At 34.5% G+C, this 23,028-nt stretch carries 28 protein-coding genes and 1 tRNA gene; 13 read left to right on the top strand and 16 right to left on the bottom strand.

The window, feature by feature from the left end:
* Positions 1-16: 16 nt before the first annotated feature.
* The 6 genes from FN817_RS01265 to FN817_RS01245 all read left to right on the top strand — a co-directional run bounded on the left by FN817_RS01265 (position 17) and on the right by FN817_RS01245 (position 6,278).
* A complete protein-coding gene (locus tag FN817_RS01265) occupies positions 17-1,741 on the top strand; it encodes a helix-turn-helix domain-containing protein (protein WP_142716368.1) in 1,725 nt (574 codons plus the stop codon).
* A 254-nt stretch (positions 1,742-1,995) separates the two neighbouring features.
* Complete coding sequence (locus FN817_RS23315; RefSeq protein WP_185149884.1) at positions 1,996-2,169, top strand: hypothetical protein; 174 nt, start codon at positions 1,996-1,998, stop codon at positions 2,167-2,169.
* A gap of 158 nt (positions 2,170-2,327) precedes the next feature.
* Positions 2,328-2,489: a hypothetical protein gene (locus tag FN817_RS22995; RefSeq protein WP_167498793.1), complete on the top strand. Its 162-nt coding sequence runs from the start codon at positions 2,328-2,330 to the stop codon at positions 2,487-2,489.
* 49 nt (positions 2,490-2,538) lie between these two features.
* Complete coding sequence (locus FN817_RS23550; RefSeq protein WP_142716367.1) at positions 2,539-2,970, top strand: CPBP family glutamic-type intramembrane protease; 432 nt, start codon at positions 2,539-2,541, stop codon at positions 2,968-2,970.
* A 15-nt stretch (positions 2,971-2,985) separates the two neighbouring features.
* The gene (locus FN817_RS01250) at positions 2,986-4,068 is read left to right on the top strand and encodes an HlyD family secretion protein (protein WP_142716366.1); all 1,083 of its coding nucleotides are present in this window, start codon (positions 2,986-2,988) and stop codon (positions 4,066-4,068) included.
* Positions 4,069-4,115: 47 nt separating this feature from the next.
* Entirely contained in the window at positions 4,116-6,278 is a 2,163-nt protein-coding gene (locus tag FN817_RS01245) for a peptidase domain-containing ABC transporter (RefSeq protein WP_142716365.1), read from the top strand.
* A gap of 266 nt (positions 6,279-6,544) precedes the next feature.
* Here FN817_RS01245 and FN817_RS01240 read toward each other — a convergent pair whose 3' ends face one another.
* From FN817_RS01240 to FN817_RS01225, 4 genes are all read right to left on the bottom strand, one after another.
* Entirely contained in the window at positions 6,545-6,994 is a 450-nt protein-coding gene (locus FN817_RS01240) for a site-specific integrase (protein WP_228451432.1), read from the bottom strand.
* 4 nt (positions 6,995-6,998) lie between these two features.
* Positions 6,999-7,379 (bottom strand): hypothetical protein, encoded by a 381-nt coding sequence (locus tag FN817_RS01235; protein ID WP_142716363.1) that lies wholly within the window; start codon positions 7,377-7,379, stop codon positions 6,999-7,001.
* A gap of 9 nt (positions 7,380-7,388) precedes the next feature.
* The gene (locus FN817_RS01230) at positions 7,389-8,402 is read right to left on the bottom strand and encodes a bestrophin family protein (protein ID WP_142716362.1); all 1,014 of its coding nucleotides are present in this window, start codon (positions 8,400-8,402) and stop codon (positions 7,389-7,391) included.
* Positions 8,403-8,500: 98 nt separating this feature from the next.
* The gene (locus tag FN817_RS01225; RefSeq protein ID WP_142716361.1) at positions 8,501-9,253 is read right to left on the bottom strand and encodes an SDR family oxidoreductase; all 753 of its coding nucleotides are present in this window, start codon (positions 9,251-9,253) and stop codon (positions 8,501-8,503) included.
* Between the two features lie 152 nt (positions 9,254-9,405).
* Here FN817_RS01225 and FN817_RS01220 point away from each other — a divergent pair, with 152 nt between their 5' ends.
* The gene (locus tag FN817_RS01220) at positions 9,406-9,780 is read left to right on the top strand and encodes a hypothetical protein (protein WP_142716360.1); all 375 of its coding nucleotides are present in this window, start codon (positions 9,406-9,408) and stop codon (positions 9,778-9,780) included.
* A gap of 386 nt (positions 9,781-10,166) precedes the next feature.
* Here FN817_RS01220 and FN817_RS01215 read toward each other — a convergent pair.
* Positions 10,167-10,251: transfer RNA gene (locus FN817_RS01215), tRNA-Ser, on the bottom strand.
* 141 nt (positions 10,252-10,392) lie between these two features.
* Positions 10,393-10,605, bottom strand: a complete 213-nt coding sequence (locus FN817_RS01210; protein WP_142716359.1) for a glyceraldehyde-3-phosphate dehydrogenase — start codon at positions 10,603-10,605, stop codon at positions 10,393-10,395.
* 215 nt (positions 10,606-10,820) lie between these two features.
* On the opposite strand from FN817_RS01210, the gene FN817_RS01205 reads away from it, so the two are divergent.
* The gene (locus FN817_RS01205) at positions 10,821-11,672 is read left to right on the top strand and encodes a pepsin/retropepsin-like aspartic protease family protein (protein ID WP_142716358.1); all 852 of its coding nucleotides are present in this window, start codon (positions 10,821-10,823) and stop codon (positions 11,670-11,672) included.
* Positions 11,673-11,963: 291 nt separating this feature from the next.
* Here FN817_RS01205 and FN817_RS01200 read toward each other — a convergent pair whose 3' ends face one another.
* The 3 genes from FN817_RS01200 to holA form a co-directional block, all read right to left on the bottom strand.
* The gene (locus tag FN817_RS01200) at positions 11,964-12,341 is read right to left on the bottom strand and encodes a VOC family protein (protein WP_142716357.1); all 378 of its coding nucleotides are present in this window, start codon (positions 12,339-12,341) and stop codon (positions 11,964-11,966) included.
* A gap of 363 nt (positions 12,342-12,704) precedes the next feature.
* Positions 12,705-13,646, bottom strand: a complete 942-nt coding sequence (trxB, locus tag FN817_RS01195; protein ID WP_047423291.1) for a thioredoxin-disulfide reductase — start codon at positions 13,644-13,646, stop codon at positions 12,705-12,707.
* Positions 13,647-13,928: 282 nt separating this feature from the next.
* Positions 13,929-14,966: a DNA polymerase III subunit delta gene (gene holA, locus FN817_RS01190; protein WP_142716356.1), complete on the bottom strand. Its 1,038-nt coding sequence runs from the start codon at positions 14,964-14,966 to the stop codon at positions 13,929-13,931.
* A 7-nt stretch (positions 14,967-14,973) separates the two neighbouring features.
* On the opposite strand from holA, the gene FN817_RS01185 reads away from it, so the two are divergent.
* The 3 genes from FN817_RS01185 (at position 14,974) to FN817_RS23510 (ending at position 16,327) form a co-directional block, all read left to right on the top strand.
* Positions 14,974-15,405, top strand: a complete 432-nt coding sequence (locus tag FN817_RS01185) for a type I restriction enzyme HsdR N-terminal domain-containing protein (RefSeq protein WP_142716355.1) — start codon at positions 14,974-14,976, stop codon at positions 15,403-15,405.
* Positions 15,406-15,584: 179 nt separating this feature from the next.
* Positions 15,585-16,010 carry a dienelactone hydrolase family protein gene (locus FN817_RS23515; protein WP_317129964.1) on the top strand — a complete coding sequence of 142 codons (426 nt, stop codon included), beginning with the start codon at positions 15,585-15,587 and terminating at the stop codon, positions 16,008-16,010.
* Positions 15,986-16,327: a dienelactone hydrolase family protein gene (locus FN817_RS23510; protein WP_317129963.1), complete on the top strand. Its 342-nt coding sequence runs from the start codon at positions 15,986-15,988 to the stop codon at positions 16,325-16,327. Before FN817_RS23515 ends, FN817_RS23510 begins: the two co-directional genes overlap by 25 nt.
* 58 nt (positions 16,328-16,385) lie before the next feature.
* On the opposite strand, the gene FN817_RS01175 is transcribed toward FN817_RS23510, so the two are convergent.
* The 7 genes from FN817_RS01175 to FN817_RS01145 all read right to left on the bottom strand — a co-directional run bounded on the left by FN817_RS01175 (position 16,386) and on the right by FN817_RS01145 (position 21,005).
* Positions 16,386-16,757, bottom strand: a complete 372-nt coding sequence (locus tag FN817_RS01175; RefSeq protein WP_047423296.1) for a cupin domain-containing protein — start codon at positions 16,755-16,757, stop codon at positions 16,386-16,388.
* A complete protein-coding gene (locus FN817_RS01170) occupies positions 16,754-17,281 on the bottom strand; it encodes a GNAT family N-acetyltransferase (protein ID WP_142716354.1) in 528 nt (175 codons plus the stop codon). Before FN817_RS01170 ends, FN817_RS01175 begins: the two co-directional genes overlap by 4 nt.
* 3 nt (positions 17,282-17,284) lie before the next feature.
* Positions 17,285-17,887 carry a DUF2911 domain-containing protein gene (locus tag FN817_RS01165; protein ID WP_142716353.1) on the bottom strand — a complete coding sequence of 201 codons (603 nt, stop codon included), beginning with the start codon at positions 17,885-17,887 and terminating at the stop codon, positions 17,285-17,287.
* A gap of 163 nt (positions 17,888-18,050) precedes the next feature.
* On the bottom strand, positions 18,051-19,094 hold the full coding sequence (locus tag FN817_RS23505) for a bifunctional transcriptional activator/DNA repair enzyme AdaA (RefSeq protein WP_142716352.1): 1,044 nt from the start codon (positions 19,092-19,094) through the stop codon (positions 18,051-18,053).
* Between the two features lie 240 nt (positions 19,095-19,334).
* The gene (locus FN817_RS01155) at positions 19,335-19,847 is read right to left on the bottom strand and encodes a methylated-DNA--[protein]-cysteine S-methyltransferase (RefSeq protein ID WP_142716351.1); all 513 of its coding nucleotides are present in this window, start codon (positions 19,845-19,847) and stop codon (positions 19,335-19,337) included.
* A gap of 39 nt (positions 19,848-19,886) precedes the next feature.
* Positions 19,887-20,432, bottom strand: a complete 546-nt coding sequence (locus FN817_RS01150; protein ID WP_142716350.1) for a DinB family protein — start codon at positions 20,430-20,432, stop codon at positions 19,887-19,889.
* 54 nt (positions 20,433-20,486) lie between these two features.
* Positions 20,487-21,005 carry a Crp/Fnr family transcriptional regulator gene (locus tag FN817_RS01145; protein ID WP_142716349.1) on the bottom strand — a complete coding sequence of 173 codons (519 nt, stop codon included), beginning with the start codon at positions 21,003-21,005 and terminating at the stop codon, positions 20,487-20,489.
* Between the two features lie 69 nt (positions 21,006-21,074).
* Between FN817_RS01145 and FN817_RS01140 the strand changes: the two genes are divergently transcribed.
* Both FN817_RS01140 and FN817_RS01135 read left to right on the top strand, forming a co-directional pair.
* Positions 21,075-21,929, top strand: a complete 855-nt coding sequence (locus FN817_RS01140) for a hypothetical protein (protein WP_142716348.1) — start codon at positions 21,075-21,077, stop codon at positions 21,927-21,929.
* 3 nt (positions 21,930-21,932) lie between these two features.
* Entirely contained in the window at positions 21,933-22,973 is a 1,041-nt protein-coding gene (locus FN817_RS01135; RefSeq protein ID WP_142716347.1) for a hypothetical protein, read from the top strand.
* Positions 22,974-23,028 lie beyond the last annotated feature (55 nt).

Genomic DNA, 23,028 nt, shown 5'->3' with positions numbered 1-23,028 from the left:
GCAGTGTATTTACAAAATGATGAAGTATATATTTCCAATTATAATATTATTGTTTAATAATTTGGCAGATGCTCAAAACCATAATATTGATAGTTTATCTGAATTTAAATATTCCCAGCTGAAAAATAAATTTTATGATTATTACGATCATAATCAATTTCCGCAGTCTGAGCAAATAGCAAAATATTACCTCCAAAAAGCTAAAAAGGAAAAAAATGCACTCGAAATAGCAGAGGGCTATAACCTTATACATTTTAATAAAGATTTTCCCGTTGCTTTAAAGTATATTGATAGCATAGCTGCAATAACAAAGGATATAAAAGGAAGCTTCTATCCTGCCAGAACTTTGTTGATAAAAGGGAATTTATATTATAAGAATGATAATTTAAAAGCAGCGTTAGATAGTTATATTTTAGGGCTTAAATATGCAAAAGAACAAAATGATGAAAGACAAATTGCCTATGCAGACATAAATATTGCTTACATTAACAGTTATATAGGCAAAAATGCAGAAGCTGCAAAAATATTCAGACGTTATCTATATAATAGAAATGACATAACTGATGATTATCAGCACAACCAAATGCGTATAGCACTCATAAGCTGCTATCTTGATATTAATAAATTGGATTCTGCAAATATTCTGATTCGGGAGGGGCAAATATCTGCCAGTATCAGTAAAAATAATTATGATATTAATTTGTACTCTTTTTTATCAGCAAAATATGACCTAAAACAGAGAAAATATAAGACTGCTATTACAAAACTATCCAAAGTGTATGACGATATAGTAAGAATCAATCCAAACAATGCTAATAATGCACTTTATAATTTAGGAAAAGCTTATGATGGTTTAAAAAACAAAGAAAAAGTTGTAGAAACATACACTAAGTTAGATTCTAACGTACAAAAGACTAATATTACCTTTCCTGAACTCCGGGAAGTATACACGTATCTTATAGATTATTACAAAGAAAAGAATGATAAAGAAAAACAATTGTATTATATTGATCGTTTTTTAAAAGTAGACAAAAAACTTGATGAGCAGTTTCAATATTTGTCCACAGAACTGCCCAAGAAATATGACACCCCTAATCTTTTACAAGAAAAAGAAGAGATTATCAACGATCTAAAAAACAAGAAAATAATTTTATATGCTTCTATTGTTTTTTTATTATTAATTCTTTTATTGGTTGTATATCTTTATTATAAAGCAAAGAAAACAGCAAAAGAACACCGGAAAATTGCCCAGGAACTGATTCATAGTATTGAAAAAAGAAATTCTGAATCTACTATAGATATTAAAAAAGAAATTCCTGAGCTGTATCAAATTCCTGAACATGCTGAAACAGAAAATATAATAACTAAAACTGTTCCGGAAGAGGTTACTCTATTTATTCTAAATGAATTGGAAACTTTTGAAAATAAACAATTGTTTTTAAAAAATGGGATTACATTAGTCAATCTGGCAAAAAATATAAAAACCAATACATCTTATTTGTCTGAAACGATCAATAATCATAAAGGAAAGAATTTCACTTCTTATCTTAATGATCTGCGTATTGATTATGTTTTGGAAAGACTTGTAAAAGATAAAAAATTCCGTTCTTATAAATTACCGGCTATTGCGGAAGAAATTGGTTATAATAATGTGCAGGCATTTGCGGTTGCATTCAAGAAGAAAACCGGAACTACCCCTTCAATTTACATTAAAGAAATCGAGAACTCAACTACAGTTTAACTTATCATTTATTTTATTGAATTTCAATTGATTTTAATTTTTAAAATTTATAAATCCATACACTAGATTTATAAATCCTGATATCTATTACTTTTTTCATGTTCAACTCTTGCCTAAGTTTGTCTCAGGAAAAAACAAATATTTTTCTTTTCATAATGCGCAGTATGAAAAGTATAAATAGAGCTGATCAGCAAAAAAGCCCATGTCAGGGATTATATGGCAAAATAATTTACTAAATTTAAAATCTTAACAAAATGAATTTAAAAAATTTAAACGTAATAGAGCTTGATGCTAAAGAAGTAAAAGAAATTGAAGGCGGATGGTGGCAAGCAGTTTTAACTGCATTAGCATGGTCTGCTTGGGAAAATGTTGGGGACATCAGAGAAGGGTTTAGCGATGGCTATAACGGTGTAAAGCCAAGACACTAATCAATAACTAATAAAAAAGGAGAATGTTAAAAGGAAACAACAATATTAATAAAAAAAGGGTCATGATATTTCTACTTATTTTCATATTAACTGTTTCGATAATGAAATATTCTCCCGCAATTATTAAGTTTTTAATTAATCAATTAAAATAAAGAAAAATGAATTTAGACAATAGAAAATTCCTTGAGCTAAATGAAGCTCAAATGAGAAATATTTCAGGTGGAGAATCCGGTTGGTATTGGGTTATGTATACAGTTGGAGGTGCAGTTAGATGGTATACTACTCAAACAGCTCTTGCGGCTTCAGCAATGCCACACTAATATAATTATTTAGGCTATTTCACTTGGGAATAGCCTAATTTAACAATTCATGAAAAAAATAATTATTTTTATAGTTTCGTTTGCAGCCGCATTACTAAACGGTTATTTTTTTAATTACATTAATAATGCTTATTTTCAAATAGAAAGCAACAATACAGAAAATTTTTCTCAAATTGAAAAAATAATTATCATACTGATGATTGCTCCTATTTTAGAAACTTTAATTTTTCAGCATATTCTTTATCTAGTTCTTAAAAAAATTAAAATCCAAAACGATATATTATGTATAGTTATCATGAGTATAATCTTTTCCTCAATGCACTATTACAATTGGCTTTACATGGTGATGACATTTTTCGGAGGATTAATTCTAAATAATCTTTATCTCTATTATTATAAGCACAACAATAAGTACTGTTTTATTTTAACTGTTCTCTTCCATGCGTTATTTAATCTTTACGGTTATCTATTTATAATGTAAAAATCACTTTTTTCAATGTTCAAAAAATTAATTTATATAGGAATATTAATTCTTGTAGTTACCTTCCTATGCATTTTACCAATAATAAAAGTCCCCATTTCCTCTTCATCAAGAGGAGTGATACGATCTGTTCAGGAGAACACTAAAATTTCTGCTATTGTTTCAGGGAGAATTATTTATAGTAAACTAAAAAAGAATAATCAGGAACTCAAAGAAGGGGATACGTTGCTCATCGTAACAGCAGAGCAGCTGGATACTCAAAAGAATTTACAAAACAACCAGAGTTCAGATTATTCAGCACAATTGCAGGATTTAAATAGACTTACAAGAGGACAAATCTCAGGCTTACAAACCGGGCAATACCAAAGAGAATTATCTGCCATGCAGGAAAAAATTGCTCAGGTACAAACACAATTGTCTTTAGCTCAAAAAGATTTTGACAGAGCAGCAACTCTTTACAATCAAGGGGTAATTCCAAAGGCAGAGTATGATAAGTTTTTCTATAATCTTCAAGGACTTAAAAATCAGATTGCCGGAATAAGAGAACAACAAATTGCCCAATGGCAAACACAGAAAAGAGAAGTAGAAAGGCAAATCCGTTCTTTAGGTTCAGAAGTGCAACGCATTAATCAGGAACAAAAAAACTATATCATTACAGCTCCCGTTTCGGGAAGACTTGTTAATTTCTCCGGAATACAGAAAAATAATTTTCTGACGCTAGGACAAGATATAGGAGAAATTTCCCCAGAAGTTTCCTTAATTGCTGAGTGTCTGGTTTCACCAAAAGATATAGGTTTTATTCATAAAGATCAGAACGTAAAATACCAAATAGATACTTATAACTATAATCAATGGGGGTTATTGGAAGGCAAAGTTTATGAAATCGATCAGAATATTAAAATTAACGAACAAACCGGAGAAGCTTTCTTTAGAGTTATCTGCCAAATGGATAAAAACTATTTACAATTGAAAAACGGCTACAAAGGACAGGTTGATAAAGGAATGACTTTTACAGCACGCTTCCATTTAATTGACCGCACGTTATGGCAATTATTATTTGACCGCGTAGATGATTGGTTTAATCCAAAATTGAAATGATGAAATCAAAGATTCCATCTGGCCAATAAAAAAATAAACATGAACAGATGAAAAAAAATATATTGATAAAGCAGCATGATATTAAAGATTGTGGTGCTGCTTGTCTTGCTTCCGTAGCGATTCATTACGGACTTAAAATGCCCATTGCCAAGATCAGGCAGGTCTGCCATACTGATACAAGGGGAACGAATGTTTTAGGGCTAATACAGGGATTGGAACAAATGGGTTTCAATGCAAAAGGGGTAAAGGGAGGTATTGATGCTTTGCCTGAACTTCCATTGCCAGCTATTGCCCATGTTATTATTAACGGACAAATGCATCACTATGTAGTCATTTATAAAGTTACTAAAGACAAAGTCACAGTGATGGATCCTGCAAGAGGAAAATTAGAGGATTACACAATAGATGAGTTTTCAAAGATCTGGACGGGTGTGTTAATTCTTTCAGAGCCCAATGAATATTTTGAGCAGAGAAACGAAAAGACAAGCCTGTATAAAAGATTCTGGAACTTGGTCCAGCCACACAAAAGTATCTTAATACAAGCTTTATTGGGAGCGCTGGTGTATACTATTTTGGGATTATCAGCCTCTATTTATATTGAAAAAATTACAGATTATGTTCTGATAGACGGAAACAAAAGGCTTTTAAACCTTCTTTCTGTAGGAATGATTGTAATACTACTGTTTCAGATTTTTATTGGTGCTATGAAAAGTGTTTTGGTCTTGCAGACAGGGCAAAAAATGGATAAGCACCTTATTCTCGGGTATTACAAACATTTATTAAAATTACCTCAACGTTTTTTCGACACCATGAAGGTTGGAGAAATCATATCTAGGGTAAATGATGCCGTAAAAATCCGAACATTTATCAATGATGTTTCGATACAAATTTTTGTTAATATTTTCATTATCATATTTTCCTTCGCTTTAATGTTCACTTATTACTGGAAATTGGCATTAATTACAGCCTTAGTAATTCCTTTTTATTTTTTAGTATATTGGATTACCAATAAATTGAATAAAAAAGCAGAAAGACAATTAATGGAAGAAAGTGCTGAGTTGGAATCTCATTTGGTAGAATCTATCACTTCTGTAAAGACAATCAAACAATTCGGTGTAGAAACATTTGCAAATAATAAAACTGATAATGCTTTTTCAAAACTCCTGAAAACCATCTATGCTTCGGTAATAAATGCTTTGTTTTCCGGAAATTCCTCTGAATTTTTATCACGAATTTTTACGATTGTTTTACTTTGGGTGGGTTCAGGTTATGTTATTGATAGAGTGATTACTCCCGGAGAATTGCTGTCTTTTTATGCTTTGATCGGGTATTTTACAGGTCCTGTATCACAATTAATTGGAATGAATAAAACCATTCAAAATGCTTTAATTGCAGCTGACCGCCTTTTTGAAATCATGGACTTGGAACGTGAGGAAAATATCGAAAAGCTAGATCTCACAAAAGAAAATGTTGGAGATATACAGTTTAAAGACATAAGCTTTAGCTATGGGAGCAGAACTGAAGTTTTCACGAATTTTAATTGTCTTATAAAAAAAGGAAAAACTACAGCTATTGTTGGAGAAAGTGGTAGTGGTAAAACGACATTAGCCTCTTTAATCCAAAATTTATACTCGCTTAAAACGGGTAAAATTATGATCGGAGATTATGCTGTTAATTATATTTCCAATTATTCTTTAAGAAATTTAGTATCTGTTGTTCCGCAGCAGATCGATCTTTTTTCAGGAAACGTTATTGAAAATATTGCTTTGGGTGAGGATTCCCCCAATATACAAAAGATTTTAGATATTACCAAAAAGCTTGGAATATTGAGTTTCGTGGAGAAACTACCCAGCGGATTTCAAACATATTTAGGCGAAAACGGGGCTTTGCTTTCTGGTGGTCAGAAACAAAGAATTGCCATTGCAAGGGCATTGTACAAAAATCCTGAGATATTAATCTTAGATGAAGCTACTTCTTCACTCGATACAGAATCGGAATTGGTGATCCAAAATACATTACAGGAATTTAGAAATCAAGGCAAAACAATGATTGTTATTGCTCACCGATTGAGTACTATTGCAAATGCTGATACTATTTTGGTGATGAAGGACGGGCAGATTATTGAACAAGGGAGCCACTCAGAGCTCCTTAATACAGATTCTGTTTATAAATCTATGTGGGAAAAACAAAGTACTCGATTAGACTATTAAAACTTAAATATTATGATTGATTTTATGCTTATTATATTTTTAGCTGTTATGGAACTTTTAACTAAAATTTTTTAAACATAACATTTTTACCTATTAAAAAGCCTCCCAACAAAAGGAGGCTAAAAAACACAAATGATGAAAAAAAACATTTTGTTGCTGTAAATATATCACAAAAACTGAGAATAATATAGACTGAAAATTAAAATTCACGTTCTTAAAGTAAAGCCCTGCTAATTTGGTTACAGAGGGCTTTGTGTACCTAACTTCTAACCGATCTCTTTTCTCATTTTTTTATCTTTTGTTAGTCTGTTTTTGAGTACCGACATATCTTCTCCAATCTTTTTATCTTGAATTTTGACATAATGCTGGATCATTCTGATATTGATATGTCCAAGCATCTTACTCACTACCTCTAATGGAACTCCATTATTTAAAGTAACTGTAGTAGCAAATGTATGTCTTGCTGTATGGAAGGTAATATCAAAATCAATTTCACATAAAGCACCTATTTCTTTTAAATATTCATTGATCTTTTGATTGCTTAATACAGGTAAGACAGCATTTTCGTTGACACATTTAGGATGATTTTCATATCTGCTTAAAAATTCCTGTGCATCAGTTAGTATCGGAATACTTGCCTCAACTTTTGTTTTGCCTCTTTTGATTTTTATCCATAATCCCCCATCAATTCCTCTGGTAATTTTATGTTTTGTCAAATTCTTAATATCGATATAGGCAAGACCCGTAAAACAGCAGAATCAAAGTACCCAGTAAGGTCATACTTTTGCTATACCATGTAACACCCGGTGTATTATCCTTATAAAAATACTGAACTGATCTGGCTTTTTTGTTTTTTTTCCAAAGAATAAGTCCTTGAATGATATGAATGATAAAACCAAAAATGAGAATAATTTCAATAGTCCGGATTATAGGGTTTGTGGCCATAAAATGTGCTCCAACAGTAAATGTTTTTCCTTTATCATTACAGAAAATCAATGCATTTACAGAAGCGTGTACAATGAGAAAACTAATCAGGAATAAACCGCTGGACGCCATTAGGATTTTCCTGCCAATTGAACTTTTAAATAAATCTTTTACCATGGTGATACATTATAGTATTATAGTAGTGTTTTGGCCTGTATCCAAATTCCTGAAATTTATTTCCCCTAACATCTCTCTCAGTTCAGCTTCCAATTGAAAACTCATTCTGGAGATTGGAACATCATTGGCTCCTCCTTCAAACGGATTCTCTGTATTCTCCCCTACTTGTGCTATAGAAGCATATAACCAGGAAATTAAGCAACTGAAGGGAAGGATCAGCCAGATCATATTTCCTTTCATAAATCCGTCAACACTTTCATTGAGCCTGTTAAAATCTGCCAGCAATCCATATGGAAGAAGAAATGAAAATGATTGAATGAGAAGATTATTAATAATATTATACTGTCTGGGAAATGGTGAATCTTTTATATGTTCACTTTTTCCCTGCAAATAATAAAACTCTTTAATGGATTTTTCCATATCAATAAACTGTGCTATCGTAATTTCCTGTTTTTCGTATAGAGATTTCAAAGTTTTGCTTTGCAGGCTCAAAATATAAGTTGAAATATTTTTTACTTTTAGAATCTTCTCCAGTTCTGAAGATTCCAGGTATTTGGACAGCTCTTCTTCAAGAGTTGTTTGTTGTTCAGGAATTATAAAATGTTTACGGTATTTTACATTATGCCTTTTATCCGTTGATTCCCAACTTCTGGGTTCTCTCATACTGTAGCGCAAGGCGGTTATCCAAGCCATATGTGTATAAATAAGAATCTTTGACGTTTCATTGTTATTCTGCAGATAATCTTTGCTTACCAAACCCCATGCGCGGCTGTTTGATACAATAGAAGTCCATATATCCTGAGCTTCTGTAGACCGGTTATAGCTAAGGTTATTTTTAAATCCTAAAATAAACGCAGTAGCCGTTCCTAGCATCGCAATGACAGACCAGGGAACTGCAACCCATTTTATTCCCAATATATGATACAGGCATATAGGGATGAGACCTAGCAGGAGCAGTGTATAAATTTTTCCTTTAGTCCATATCACAAATTCAAAAAGATGGTATGATTTACCTATATACATTTCTATACTATTTGTTAAAATCGCAGGTTATTTAAACCTACGATTTTAATTGTTACATTATAAATTGATACAAAAGACATTTTTAGCTTTACACTCTATCAACGTTGATTTTCAGGTTTAGCAATCCAGGTCATATATTCTGTGGTTCCTAAATACACGGGATTCTCAGGAGTAAGGGTTGTCTTTTGCAGTATTGCCCCTGAATAAGGTGCATTGACATCGGTTTCAACTTCCAAAGATTTTTTAGTTGACAGGATATATTGTTTGATCCACTCATCTATTTGAAATCGTTCAGGTCCCCCTATTTCAAGAATTTTATTGACGGGTTGTTCTGTGGCTATTTTGGCTATAAATGCTGCAACATCAGCACTCGCAATAGGTTGAATAAAGGCATCCGAAAGTTTTACCTTTCCTTCCGATGTACTTGTGGCTACAATTCCGCCTGCAAACTCAAAAAATTGAGTAGCATGTACAATTGTAAATGGGACGCCGGATTCTTTAATTAAATTTTCCTGAACCTGCTTGGCTCGAAAATATCCGCTTTCCTGTAATTTATCAGTTCCAACAACTGACAGGGCAATGTGATGCTGCACACCGGCTTTCTTTTCCGCCGGAAGCAAATTTTGATTTGAGGTTTTGAAAAAATTCATTACAGGTTCATCGTCAAATGATGGTGAGTTGGAAACATCAATAACAACACTCGCATTTTTAAGAGCGTCTTCAAGCCCCTCTCCTGTCAGAGTATTTACGCCCGTATTAGGTGATGCCGCTATTACTTCATGCTTATCCTTTAAGATGTTTACTACCTGGCTTCCGATAAGTCCGGTGCCTCCAATGATTACAATTTTCATTATGATTTTTGTTTATTGTTGTTAATGGAACAAAATTGAAAATAAAAAACACATTAAAACTTAAACTGGTTTAAGTTTAAAAAAAATCACTATATCCATCTTTGCATAATAATAGTCATCGAGGCTATTTAAATCATTCTAAAATTTTAAAGATGGACAGTAAAAAATTAATTGAACTGACAAAACAGCTTATTTACGAGGCAACACATTTTAATGTACCCTATGTAATGCAAATTTATGCGGATAACTTACTTATTGTCAAGGTTGATAAAAGTGGAACCGTAGATACAATGAACAAACAACAGCTTGTTAGTTTTGTTCAGGGAAACAGCGATACTAAAGCGGCACCATTTTCTACTAAAGCTGATTTTCATTACGCAGTTTGTGACGAAAATATGGGAATGGTTGTAATGACCCGCGATCTGGAATTAAATGGGAAGTCAGATCCTAAATTCTTTACACTGATCTGGAAATTCTCATCCGGAAGATGGCAGGTAGTCAAAGAATCTTGCATTACACTTAATTAAAAAATGCTTAATAAGTTTGTTCTTAAGCCAATAAGATTATATTGGTTTAAGAACGTCTTTTTGCCTTTATTTCACTCAAATATTCCGGGGACATATTGAAGTATGATGCAAGTATGTGTTGGGGAACTCTTCGGGTAAATTCTGGAAATTTATCCTTAAAAAGAAATAAAACTGCTCGCTGGAAAGGGGATGCAGATATTTAAAGCGATGTTGTATTGCTGCAAAAGCCCTCTGATAAATCAATCTGAAGTAATTTTATTACAAAAACCGAATCTATCGAACCCCCACAATACTGAATATCCTATCACATAATTACTTGAAAATGAAAGAAAAAGGCTCACTCATATACAAAAAAAAGAGGGTCCTTTATTAAAAGACCCTCTCAGCGGAGAGTGAGGGATTCGAACCCCCGGACCTGTTACAGTCAACAGTTTTCAAGACTGCCGCAATCGACCACTCTGCCAACTCTCCTTAAACCCCGGCTATACCGTTGTTTTCAGTGGTGCAAATATAGAACGATTTTTAATTTCTGCAAAACTTTTGATACACAAATTTTAACAAAAATTAATAATAGACTAGAAATCAAGGGAATTATTTTTCCCAAAACATCGGCTATTCCTTATCTACTATTGCAATGAAGCTATTTTTTAAAAGACCGGAAGGATATACAAACTGATCACCATCCTCTCCCTTTATCACAATAGCCCCTTGCTCATCGTTTAGGCACTTGTCCAGCTGGCTTTTCAGATCATTAAGTTTTCCATGGGGAGCTTCAATAATATAGGTTCCGGTAACGTGTGTTATTTTTATGACTTTTGTTTCCATATTCTTTTTGATTAGTTGCTAAATGTAGGAATTTTACTTCAAGTATGAAGACATTTATTACCATGAACAGAAAGACTTTTACAAATGATTCAAAAATATTGTAAAAGATCATGAATCATAAAACTATCCGATATCCTGTACTCAATTTTACATTTTATAATTTATATTTGTAAGGCTTCATCAGAATATTAAAAACTAATAACAATATCTTTCAAATGCTTACTCAATCTTTTATCAAAAACACGATTGTTACTGCCTCACTAGCTTTTGCCTCTATGGCTTTTGCTCAGAAAATGCCTATGTCTGTTCTTCCCTCCGGCCACCTGATTGTAGGAGCTGAAATAGATGGTAAAAAGGGAAATTTTATTTTTGATACCGGCGGAGGAATCAATCTTTTTCTGGGAAATTTTTCCAAACAACTTGGTCCAAAAGAGACTTATAATTATCTGACGGCTTTCCGGGCTACCGGTGAAAAGATGATTATTCCTCTTTTCAAGTCGAAAGAGATTATTTTTAATGGTAAGAAATTTAAGGATACTTGGTATTCCACTCATGAGATGGAGATCAAAGGAATTGACGGTTTAATTTCCCTTCCAATGCTTTATGACACAGAGTTTATCATTGATTATACTACGAATGAACTTGTCTTTCCAAAAGAAAAACTGGCCAGTAAGAAAGTAATGGATATCCAGCTGTCTACGAATGCCGACCAAACCATGGATATTACTACTTACGTGCTCCTGAACAATAAATATAAGATTAATGTTCTTCTGGATTCTGGTTCCGGAAAAGACTCTTTCTGGCTAAGTGAAAAGCTAATGAATACACTGGGCATAAAAAAAGAAACACTTCAGGTGATGGAAAAGAAAAGTGAATTCAATCCCGATCTGACGACCAAGTTTTATATAGGTGATATTGGCACTATTTCTACTCCTTTTGCTACTGTTGAAAAACCTAAAGTCTCTTTTGTGGAAGGTCTTATTTATGAAGGAAAAACAAGTATCAACTGGCTGGGTAAAAAACTGGGATTCAATCTTAAGGAGAAAAAGATTTATATTTTGGATTAGACATTATAGAAATGTTGTATAACTGTCGTTCTGACAAAAGAGAATCTTAAAGTTTGAGATTCTTCCTTCGTCAGAATGACAGTGTGGGGAAAACCACCCCGTCAAAAATTCTTTGAATTTTCGCCACCCCTCCAAGGGAGGGGAATGATCATGTCTTAGGTTGTAATGTTTGTCATTCCGCAGAAATCTAAACTTATTAAAACATTTTAGATTCCACACTCCGCTTTTATTCCGCTCCGAATAACAAGCTTTACGTATATTTATTAGCACCAGTTTCTCAATCACAATCTTTTACTCCCCTGCCGGTTCAAACAATTCTATCTTGTTTCCTTCCGGATCAAGGATGTGTACAAACTTTCCATATTCATAGGTAGCTACCTCATCCAGGACAGTTACACCTTCTTTCTTTAATTCCTCTACCAAAGCTTCAATATTCTCTACATGGTAATTGATCATGAATTCTTTTGATGAAGGTTCAAAATACTGGGTAGAGTCTTTAAAAGGACTCCACAATGTATATCCTTTCTTATCAGAATCGGCCTCTTTCCAGTCGAATTTGGCTCCGTATGGGCTGGTGGGTAATCCAAGGTGGGTTTTATACCATTCATTTACTTGTTCAGGGTCTTTACACTTAAAGAAGATGCCTCCGATAGCGGTTACTCTTTTCATTTTTTATTCGTTTTTTGTTCAGTTTATAGTTTCTTACATGCAATTCGTGATCGTTTTGCAGTTTCACAAATATATTAATGTTTTCATTAGATATTTAATGAATTTTCATTGAATATTTGATGAGAGCCATGTTCGAAATTGAAACACATAGTATCTTAAATCATTAAGAAAAATTAAATGTTTAAGAATATTAAGGTGAAACAGTGTGCTCTTAAAGCATCTTTGATGTTTCCTTAACTTTCCTTTACAGCTTCATTTCCTTAATGGTTCAAAAAATTTGAAAACATCATATTATTTCTGGAAAAATTATAACGAAAAAGCGCACCCATCAGGCACGCTTTGTATTGTCTAAACTGAATATTATTAGTGTAATTCAGCTAAATATTTTTCAGCATCCATAGCAGACATACACCCGCTTCCTGCAGCTGTAATAGCCTGTCTGTAGATATGATCCTGAACATCTCCAGCAGCAAATACTCCCGGAAGATTTGTTCTTGTAGAACCTTTTTCTGTTAAGATATATCCGTTTTCATCAAGATCTATCTGACCTGCAAAAATATCAGTATTCGGCTTGTGACCGATTGCGATAAAGATTCCTTCAACATCTACTGTAGATTTCTCCTGAGTCTGATTGTTGATAATCACTGCTCTTTCTACCAGACTGTTTTCACCTTCAATCCCGATTAATTCATGGTGGAATTTAACTTCGATATTCGGAGTATTTTCTACTCGGTGAACCATTGCTTTTGATGCTCTGAAAACGTCTTTTCTTACCAACAATGTTACTTTTTTACACAACTTGGCAAGATAAGTAGCTTCTTCAGCAGCTGTATCTCCCGCTCCTACTACCACAACATCTTTTCCTCTGTAGAAAAATCCGTCACACGTAGCACAAGCAGAAACTCCACCTCCTGCATATTTTTTTTCATCATCAAGACCTAAATATTTTGCTGTAGCTCCTGTAGAGATAATTACTGTTTTGGCAAGGATCTCTTTGTTTCCTGCATATAATTTGTGAACACCGCCAACTTCCTTAGAGAATTCAGCTTTAGTGATCATTTCATAATGAACTTTGGTATCAAATCTTTCTGCCTGTTTTTGCAGATCCATCATCATTTCAGGACCTGTAATCCCAGCTGGATACCCTGGAAAGTTATCCACTTCTGTGGTGGTAGTTAATTGTCCGCCTGGCTCCAAACCTGTATACAATTCAGGTTTAAGGTCTGCTCTTGCTGCATAGATAGCAGCGGTGAAGCCAGAAGGCCCAGATCCAACGATCACACAATCTAAAATGTTTTGCTCCATAATTTACTTTGTTCGAAAAGATTTAATTTGAATTAAGACTGCTAATTTCGGAATTTTTAATTTCTCCTTAAAGTTATTTTAATGATACTTGTCAATATCTGATATGTTGAATTTCGATAGTAATTGTTGTGAGGTTCGGGATTCGGGTTACATTGCTCGGGTTTGAGGGTTGAGTTATTGGGATTCGGGAGCAATTTGGGCAGGAAATTTAATACTTTTACAGCCTCTCGTATCTCATATGATATTACCTCGCAACTCGTTACCCCGTATCTCGCATTCCTATCACACTTTCATTTTAATTTTATCCACATTGATAATCTTATACACCAGTTCTCTGATCAGTTCTGCTTCTCCCATATTCACTGCTCCAAGTCCTTTTCCTTTCATATCAAACTCACGGAGAATAGAAATGACTCTCGTGGCATGTTTTAAAGGATAAAGTCTTGCACTTTCCGCATAATCTTTAATGAAATAAGGATTTACACCCATCTGGGATGCAATGGTCTGTGGAGACTGTCCAGCCATCGTCTGATAGATAATAACGTTTGAAAAGTAATTGTAAAGGCTTGCCAGCATCATTACAAAGGGGTTATTCTTCGGGTTCTTTCCCATAAAATGGGCAATTTTAAAAGCAGTATTGGCATTTTTGGTCCCCAACGCTTTTTGAAGCTCAAAAATATTATATTCTTTACTGATCCCGATATGATTTTCAACAATGGTTCCGTCAAGAATTTCTCCTTCTTTAAGAATAATTTTTAATTTGTTGAGCTCATTGACAATTCTCGACAGGTCATTCCCAAGATATTCTGCCAGAAGATGGGAAATATTGGGAGCTATATTGATTTTCAGTTTCGCACATTCATCTGAAATCCATTTAGGAAGATTACTTTCCTTTACAGATTCACTCAGAAAAAGAGCTTTGGCTTTATCTAAAGCTTTGGCTGCCTTTTTCCGGCTGTCCAGTTTCTTATGTTTGTGCGCAAAAACCAATACTGTAGAAGGAACAGGGTTTTCTACATAAGATTCTAAAATTCTGTTTTCCTCTTCATTGAATCGTAGATCCTGAGCTTCTTTCACGATAATCACCTGCTTGTCTCCCATCATCGGAAACTGTCTGGCCAGAGAAAGAACCTCCTGGTAAGAAGTATCTTTTCCATAAGTAACCGTCTGGTTGAAAGCTTTTTCGTCTTCTTCCAAAAAGTTATGTTCAAGGGCTTTCACAGCGACATCAATAAAGTAAGCTTCTTCTCCGTGAAAAAAATAAATAGGTAAAACTTCTTTATTTTTAATATTTTTGAGGATTAAATCTAATTCTTTCATCTTATAAATGGAACTTCCAAAACTGAATTTTCAGGAAACTTTTGATTTTAAATTCAAGAAAGACAAAGATAAGTTTTTTATTTATGATTTGGTTCGTAAAACTTATCTTCTGCTCACTCCTGAGGAATGGGTAAGACAGCACTGGATACATTATTACCTTACTGTAAAATCCTATTCTACATCAGCCCTGATCACCGAAAAAAAGATTGTCCTGAATGGGCTGACCAAACGTGTAGACCTTCTGATTACCGAGAAAACAGAGCCTGTTATTCTGATCGAATGTAAAGCGCCACAGATCAAATTAACGGAGAAAACATTTGAACAGACCGCAAGGTATAATTCCATTATCGGAGCCAAAGAAATTATTCTGACCAATGGACTTCAGCATATCAATGCTTTTTATAAAGACGGGCAATATCAGTTTTACAGACCAGAGTAAGGAAAGACAGAGATTAGGAAACCATACTATCATAGTCACTGGATTTCATTACCGTTCCGATTTTCCTGATACCAATTTAACCAAAAAGTTGAAGAAAATTGGAATTGACGTTTAACTCTTTTAAATATTTTCTTAATTTTAATCTGTTTTACAATTCACTAATTCACAAATAATTAATTATGATACGTTCGATCTTATTAACCACAATGATTATGGCTTCAGGAACTCTTTTCAGTCAGAAACTTAAACCTGTTTCCTATCAGGACGGTGCACAGAAACTAAATGGTCTTGTCACTTCCAACGCAGGAAAAAAACTTCCGGGAGTTTTGATTCTCCCAGCCTGGAAAGGGATTGACGAAGAAGCTAAAACAGCGGCTCTTGAACTTGAAAAACAAGGTTATATTGCTTTTATCGCTGATATTTATGGCGAAGGAAAAATTCCTGCAGACAATGAATCTGCGGCTAAAAGTTCAGGGTATTACAAACAGAATTATAACGAATACCAGAAAAGAATTTCGCTGGCTTTGGAGCAGCTGAAGAAAAACGGGGCCATTTCTGACAAAACAGCTGTCATCGGTTATTGTTTTGCGGTACCGGGGCGTTAGAATCAGCCAGAGGTCATCTACCTGTTGCCGGAGTAGTTTCTATCCATGGAAGTCTTGCAAGGGATCAGAGCAGAAAGAATGAAGCTTTAACTGCTAAAATTCTGGTGGAAAATCCCGCTGATGATAAAAGTGTAACTCCTGATGATTACAATAACCTCATCAAAGAGATGAATGAAGGAAATGCCGACTGGCAGATTATCACATACGCTCACTCCAAACATACTTTCACAGATCCGAAATCACCGGATTATAATGAAACCATGGCGAAAAGAGCATGGAACCACACCCTGATGTTCCTGAAAGAGATTTTGAAATAAACATTAAAAAAAGCAAAAGGCAAATTCGAGATTTGCCTTTTATATTTTAAAAATTTTCTTAATCTACTCCTTCCTCTTCCCTGTTGACCAACTCCATAGAAAATGCAGGCAGACAGATGGCAAGGTATTCGCAAGGTTCTGAAAACGGGTTACTGTATCGGATTCTCGCTCCTTTTTCAATAAGGATACTCTGTCCCTTTTCCAGAGTAACAGTTTCTCCATCAATTTCGAACTGTTTTTTTCCTGAAATGATATAAGTAAATTCATCAAATTCAGGGGTCTGATGAGGCTCACTCCAGTCCGGAGGTGCTACCATATGTGCAATAGAAACATTAGAGTTTCCGGTGGAATTTCCCCAATGCTCTTCTATCAGTTTCCCATCATTGGTGGGAACTATAAATGGTGAGTGTTGAATTTTATATTTTTTCATACCCAGGCTTCTTTTGTGATTTCATATACAAAATTGGTTCTTGCAGGCTCAGCAAAATAGGCAACTTCTTCTTCAGCAATCTTTTGCCCTCCAAGTCTTTCCAAAGCTGTCTGCGAACGGAAATTTTCTTTTCCAATATGAAAATGAACCTTATCTACAAACTGGAAGATATAATCCAGCATCAGCTTTTTAACCTGTGGGTTAATACCTTTACCCCAGGATTTTGTTCCATAGAAAGTATATCCGATGAAAATATGATTGTCTTCTTCATCAAAGTCATAATAACGGCTGCTTCCCAATACATCTCCGGTTGCTTTCTCAATAATTTTGAAAGCCCCTTTACTCTCCATAGCTCCTGTAAAAAAGTTTTCAAAAACATCTTTCTTATAACGGTCTTTGTTGGGGTGTTGTTCCCAGACTTTGGGATCGGAGGCTACTTCATATAAAGATTCAAAATCCCCTTGCTGTAAGGGGATCAATTGAAATTCTTCATTCTCTAAAACAGGCTGAACAGAAAAATTCATTGCTTAGCTCTTTTTAGTAGAATCTGATTCTATTTTTTTGATTTCTTTCAATTTGTCAGAAATCTTGATCACAGTGTCTAATTTTGATGGTTTCAAAGGAACTTCTGCCTGAGCCATATCCCATTTGATCACTAAGTTTCCTGTGTTTTCATCTGTAGGATTCAAGGTAATTTCAAACCATTCTTGCTTGTCTGCTAATTTATTAACCGGTACGGTAACATCTACAACATCCTGTTTAGGATCGTAAGTGTAAGCTCCCCACTGTTGGAAATCTTTATTCAGAATCACTTTCCATTCTTTTTCTGTAGGAACGATGAACAATCCGTAAGTTCCTGCAGGAACTGTTTTCCCACCGAAATTAACGGCCTGTCCGAAAGTAATTTTCGTAGACGAATTAGCACCTGCTCTCCAAACCTGACCATAAGGAACCAATTCTCCGAAAATTTTACGTCCCTTCACTCCTGGTCTTCCGTAATCGATGGAAATCTTAGACATTGAAAACTGCTGCTCAACCTTCTGACGCGGGCTTGCTGCCGGCACAGAATAATCCTGAGCAAAACTTAATGCTGAAACTGAAATGCAAACTGCTGCTAATAACTTTTTCACGTGTAAATTTTTGTTTAAAATTACAAAAATCAAAACAAAATAGCTTTCACAAACTTCGTTAAATTTTGTTTTACCGATATTTTTCTATGGTTATATTCTTTTAAGCCAATGTCTTTTAAAAATGAATTTATCTTCGCTTTTATTCTGAGTGATAAAAAGGTTTCTAAAACAAAATAGCCTTTTCCAGTTCCAGTAATTTTTGTTTTCTCCAGATTCCTCCACCGTATCCCGTTAACTGTCCGTTACTCCCAATTACACGATGACATGGTATTATAATAGATATTTTATTCAAACCGTTTGCATTGGCCACTGCTCTCACAGATTTAGGATTTCCCAGGATATCGGCCTGTTCCTGATAGCTTCTTGTTGCTCCGTAAGGTATATTCTGTAGAATATTCCAGACTTCTTTCTGGAAAGCGGTTCCCACCGGAGAAAGAGGAACGGTAAATTGGCTTCTATTTCCTTCAAAGTACTCTTTCAGTTCTTTTTCCAAGGTATCAAAATGAGGATTTTCTCCCTGAACAATATTAGCTTTACAGTGTTCTGAAATACTTTTCAGCTCTGTAGGAAGTGCTTTTCTGTCTGAAAATTCCAAAAGGCAGATCCCATTTTCATCAGCACAGGCTATCATGGTTCCCAGCGCGGTTTCAATTCTCTTCAAATCAATAATCTTTTCCGTCGTATTATTTTTAGGAGACACCCCAAAAATATTTTTAAAACTTTCATTAAAACCACTCAGACTTTCATATCCCGTATCAAATGCTACCTCTGTAACCGATTCTCCCTGTTGAAGTTTTTTAAATGCTGTATTGAGCTTTGACATTCTCTGAAAGGCATGAAAAGTTATTCCATGGTGTTTCAGAAACCACCTGCGGACTGTTGCAGGCTCCAATCCTCTTTTAACAAGATCATAGTCTTTGAGTTTTAATGTCGGATCATCTGCAATTTCTTTCAGCAATTCTTTAATAGATGGTGGCGTTGCATTAAGGTTTTCCAAAGGTCTGCATACTTTACACGGGCGATATCCCTTTAGCATCGCATCTTTGGTATTGAAAAAAAATTCTACATTTTCAAATTTTGGCTTCCTTGCTGTACAGGTTGGTCTGCAGAATATTCCCGTAGTTTTTACGCCCATCCAAAATATTCCTTCAAATGAAACATCTTTAGTATAAGATGCCTCATACATTATTTTTTCTGTAAGCTTCATGATTAAATAAAAAGAGGTGAAAAATTTCTTCCATTTGTAACCTTCTGACTTGCTTTTTCAAGCTCTCCGTAGATTTCTATATTCCATACATTACCCAAAAGTAGTGGTTCTTCACGATGATGTAACTGTTCAAAACTTATCATAATTTTTTTATTCAAAAGTAGAAAGATGATGAAGTTGTATACAACCGAAAAATGAACATCTATTTTTTCAATATTTCTCTGAATTCGAAATTCAGTTTTAAAATAGAATCGCTTTTTCAAGCTCCAGCAGCTTTTGTTTTCTCCAGATACCTCCGGCATACCCCACCAATTCTCCGTTGGAGCCCATTACACGGTGACAAGGGATTAAAATGGCAATTTTATTAATTCCATTAGCTGTTCCTACGGCACGTATTGCCTTTGGATTTCCTAACCTTTCTGACTGCTGCTTATAGGTTCTGATTTCTCCCATTGGAATTTCACGGAGAAGCTGCCAGACTTTTTCCTGAAATTCAGTGCCTGTGGTAAACAGCGGAACTTCAAAACGGCTCCTTTTTCCTTCAAAATATTCTGTTAATTCTTCTTCTAACTGGTGAAAATGAAGATGTTCTTTTTCTACGATCTCTGCCTTCAAAGCTTTTGACAAAGCCTTCAGCTGTTTTTCCATATTCTTCCGGTCTGTAAACTCAAGCAGACAGATTCCCCGGTCTATGGCGCAGGCAACCATTTCTCCCAGTGGGGTTGTTATGTTTTTTTGGTGTATAATTTCCATTAGTTTAAAATTAAGCTTTTTGGGAATTATAACTTCTTTTTAATGAGGTAAAATTCTTTTTATCTGTTCAATATGTCTCGTGTTGTGATAAATAACAAACCGGAATGTATCTCCCAACCTCAGTTTGATCAGCTTTGAAATGCTTATATTAGTCTTTACCTTTTCCAGATCCGTGTGTCGGGCATCTTCCAATAATTCAAGTAATTTTTCCTGCTGTTTTATGAAGGTATCTATTACACTTTTATGTATCTGACTGTGGATAGGATTCATTGCTTTAAGCGTTTTCATCTTATTCATTTTCTCTTTAGGAATCATACTTTCAGCAAAATAATTTCCTAGAATCCCAGGTCTAAAATAAGGTTGGGAAGACTTCCCGGCAGAAGAAATATTGCGGTTGATTTCAGGAATATAAAAATCTCCATAGCGATTGAGATGCTCCAGACATTCCAATGTACTCCAGCTATCCTGTGAGATTCTGAAGTTCAGCTCTTCTTCTGTTTTTAGGGTGAGAGTCTGCGCATATTCTAAATGCTGGCGGGTTATTTCTTTTAATTCATCTAATAGTGCTGAAGTTAAAATTTTCATTACGTTTTTTTATGCAAATATCCTGAACAGATCATTCTTAAATATTGACTGAACTCAAGATTTTTTAAGTCTGGACAACGTTTCCGGTGACATTCTCAAGTAATTGGCAATATATTTATTGGGAACTTCCTGAAATAGCTTCGGACTTCGTTTTAAAACTCTATCAAAGCGTTCTCCCGGAGCATTGATCAGCAAATCTTTTTCTCTTTCCAATTGTTGCAATACAAGATCTTCAAGAATATTCATCCAAAATTCCATATGCCTTTCATCAGATTGTACAAACTCATAAAAATCTTTTTTTGAAGCAATTTTCACAGTTGTTTTTTTAATGGCCTGAATATATAGATCAGAGGGTTTTCCTGATAAAAAAGAGTCAAGACTGACAATAATATTTCCGGTATATCCGAAACGGATAATTCTCTCTTCATTTTCATCCATCATGAAGATCCGGACACTGCCGTTTTCAATAAAATAAATATTAGTATCCGTACTGCCCGAAATCTTAAGAAACTCATTCCGTTTGAATTCTTTCTTTTCCCAATGGATTCCGCTTTGAAGCAATTTTTCAACCATTTTATTTTATTATTTGATTTTCCAAAGATAATAGGTAATTTTAATGTTTTAAAACACTAATCACTGATAATGCTCAAAAAAACAGCCCTTTTCATGCTGCTTTCTATTGGATTTTCCGGGATGAAAGCCCAGCAGACTATCCCTTTCCGGATCACCAAACACAATAATATTATTGTCAAAACCCTTGTCAACAAAAAGGATTCTCTGGATCTGATGTTCCAGATTGCAATGAAAGATTATTCGCTTTCTCCTGAACGAAAGCGGAAAGCAGATCATATTATTTTCAGTAAAGAAGAAATCAGTGATCATAATACCGTAGATATTGGAAAAATTACGCAGAAAAATGTGCGCTTCTTTGACAATCAATTAACAGGACATGAAGCTGACGGAAAGATAGGAACCGGAATTTTTGACGGTAAAGCATTTAAAATTGATTATGATAACAACCAATTTGTGATCTTTGATAAAATGCCGGACCTGAATGGCTACCAGCCTTTAAATATCATCTTAGATCATGAGGGATTCTATCTTGCCGGAGATAATATTATTAATAGAGATCAACAGCAGGAAGCTTATTTTGTACTGCAATCAGGATTTTCCGGAGCGATTCTGTACAGTAATGAGTTTGCCGAAGAAAAGCATCTTGACAAAAGGCTAAAAGTAATCGGAGAAAAAACGCTGAAAAATTCTGAAGGAAAAACTTTAACCACCAAACAGGCCATTCTTCCTTATTTCAAACTGGGAAAGAGTGTTTTCAAAGATATCCCGGCTGGATTTTTCTCAGGAGAACTTAAAACACAAAATGTAAGTTATCTGGGTGCCGATATGCTCCGCAGGTTTATCTGGATCTTTGATGCCGACAGGAAAATAGCTTATATAAAACCCAGCAAATATTTTTCAGAGCCTTATTACAAAATGAATTAGAATATGATAAACACTTTAATGCTACAGAAGATTATAAAACCCCAAATGGTCGCTACTCTTTTATTTTTGCCATTGGCTATTGTAAGCTGTAAGAAAGAAGAGAAAAAAACAGTTGCCACAGAAATACAACCAGCGAATGATTCTCTAAAAATAGTAAAAACTGAAGAGAAAATAGATTATACCGATTTTAATATTTACAGTCTGTCCATCATTTCATCCGCTGAAAAAGATTCTGATATGGATATTTTCATTTCTGTTTCAGATGTTTATAAAGGAGAACAGCCTATTCCTGCGGATATTATGAAAAATCAGAAGCAGATGACCTATGAGGAACGCCAGCATTTTGAGCTGGATACTCCCAGCAGAAAAAAATTGCTTGATGGGATTCATCTTACAGAAAAAGATTCGCTATATATCTATGAGTATGGGACTAATAAACTTCAAAGAATGCCTGTTAGTCAATTAAAAGCAGTGGCTTATTTAAGTCCTTATTCAGATGATGAAGATTTAAATCCGGATTCTTACATGATGGGGTTTCAGGTAGCCACTCACCAAAAAACGACAGACTACGACCGATACAATAATGCCATCGCTTATTTTGGGAATAAAAACCCTTTCATAGAAAATAAAATGAAAGCGGTAAAATGGCAAAAAGTGAATACCGATATTTCAAAATATTTTGGCCATTCAAAATTAGCTCAAGGAAAAACCTATCAGGCCCAATATGAAAATATGACCTATTATCTTCAGGATTATCTTGAGGAAGGAAACATCACAGAACGTAAGCTTGTAGCTATTAATGATCGCAAGGAAAAGATTGCAGAAAAAATATTCAGTCTTGCAGCAAGTGATGGCGGAGAATTTCTTCCTCTGTACGGAATAGATGCTGATGAAGCTAACATTTTCCAATATACCGGTTATCTTTTCAAAGGAAAACCTCCGGTGATTTTTGGATTCCTTGCGCAGTCTTTTGGCTGTCCTTCCATTAGTTTTTTAGATAAAACGGAGAAGGATTTTCCGATAAATTGTGATAACAGGCATTAGGAAACAATAGTAAATAAAGGGTTCTAAAAAATTCGGGAACCCTTTATTTTATCAA

The sequence above is a fragment of the Chryseobacterium rhizoplanae genome, from assembly GCF_900182655.1.
Taxonomy (GTDB): domain Bacteria; phylum Bacteroidota; class Bacteroidia; order Flavobacteriales; family Weeksellaceae; genus Chryseobacterium; species Chryseobacterium rhizoplanae.
The sequence above is the reverse complement of the archived record's forward strand: the minus strand, read 5'-3'. Positions and strand labels throughout refer to the sequence as shown.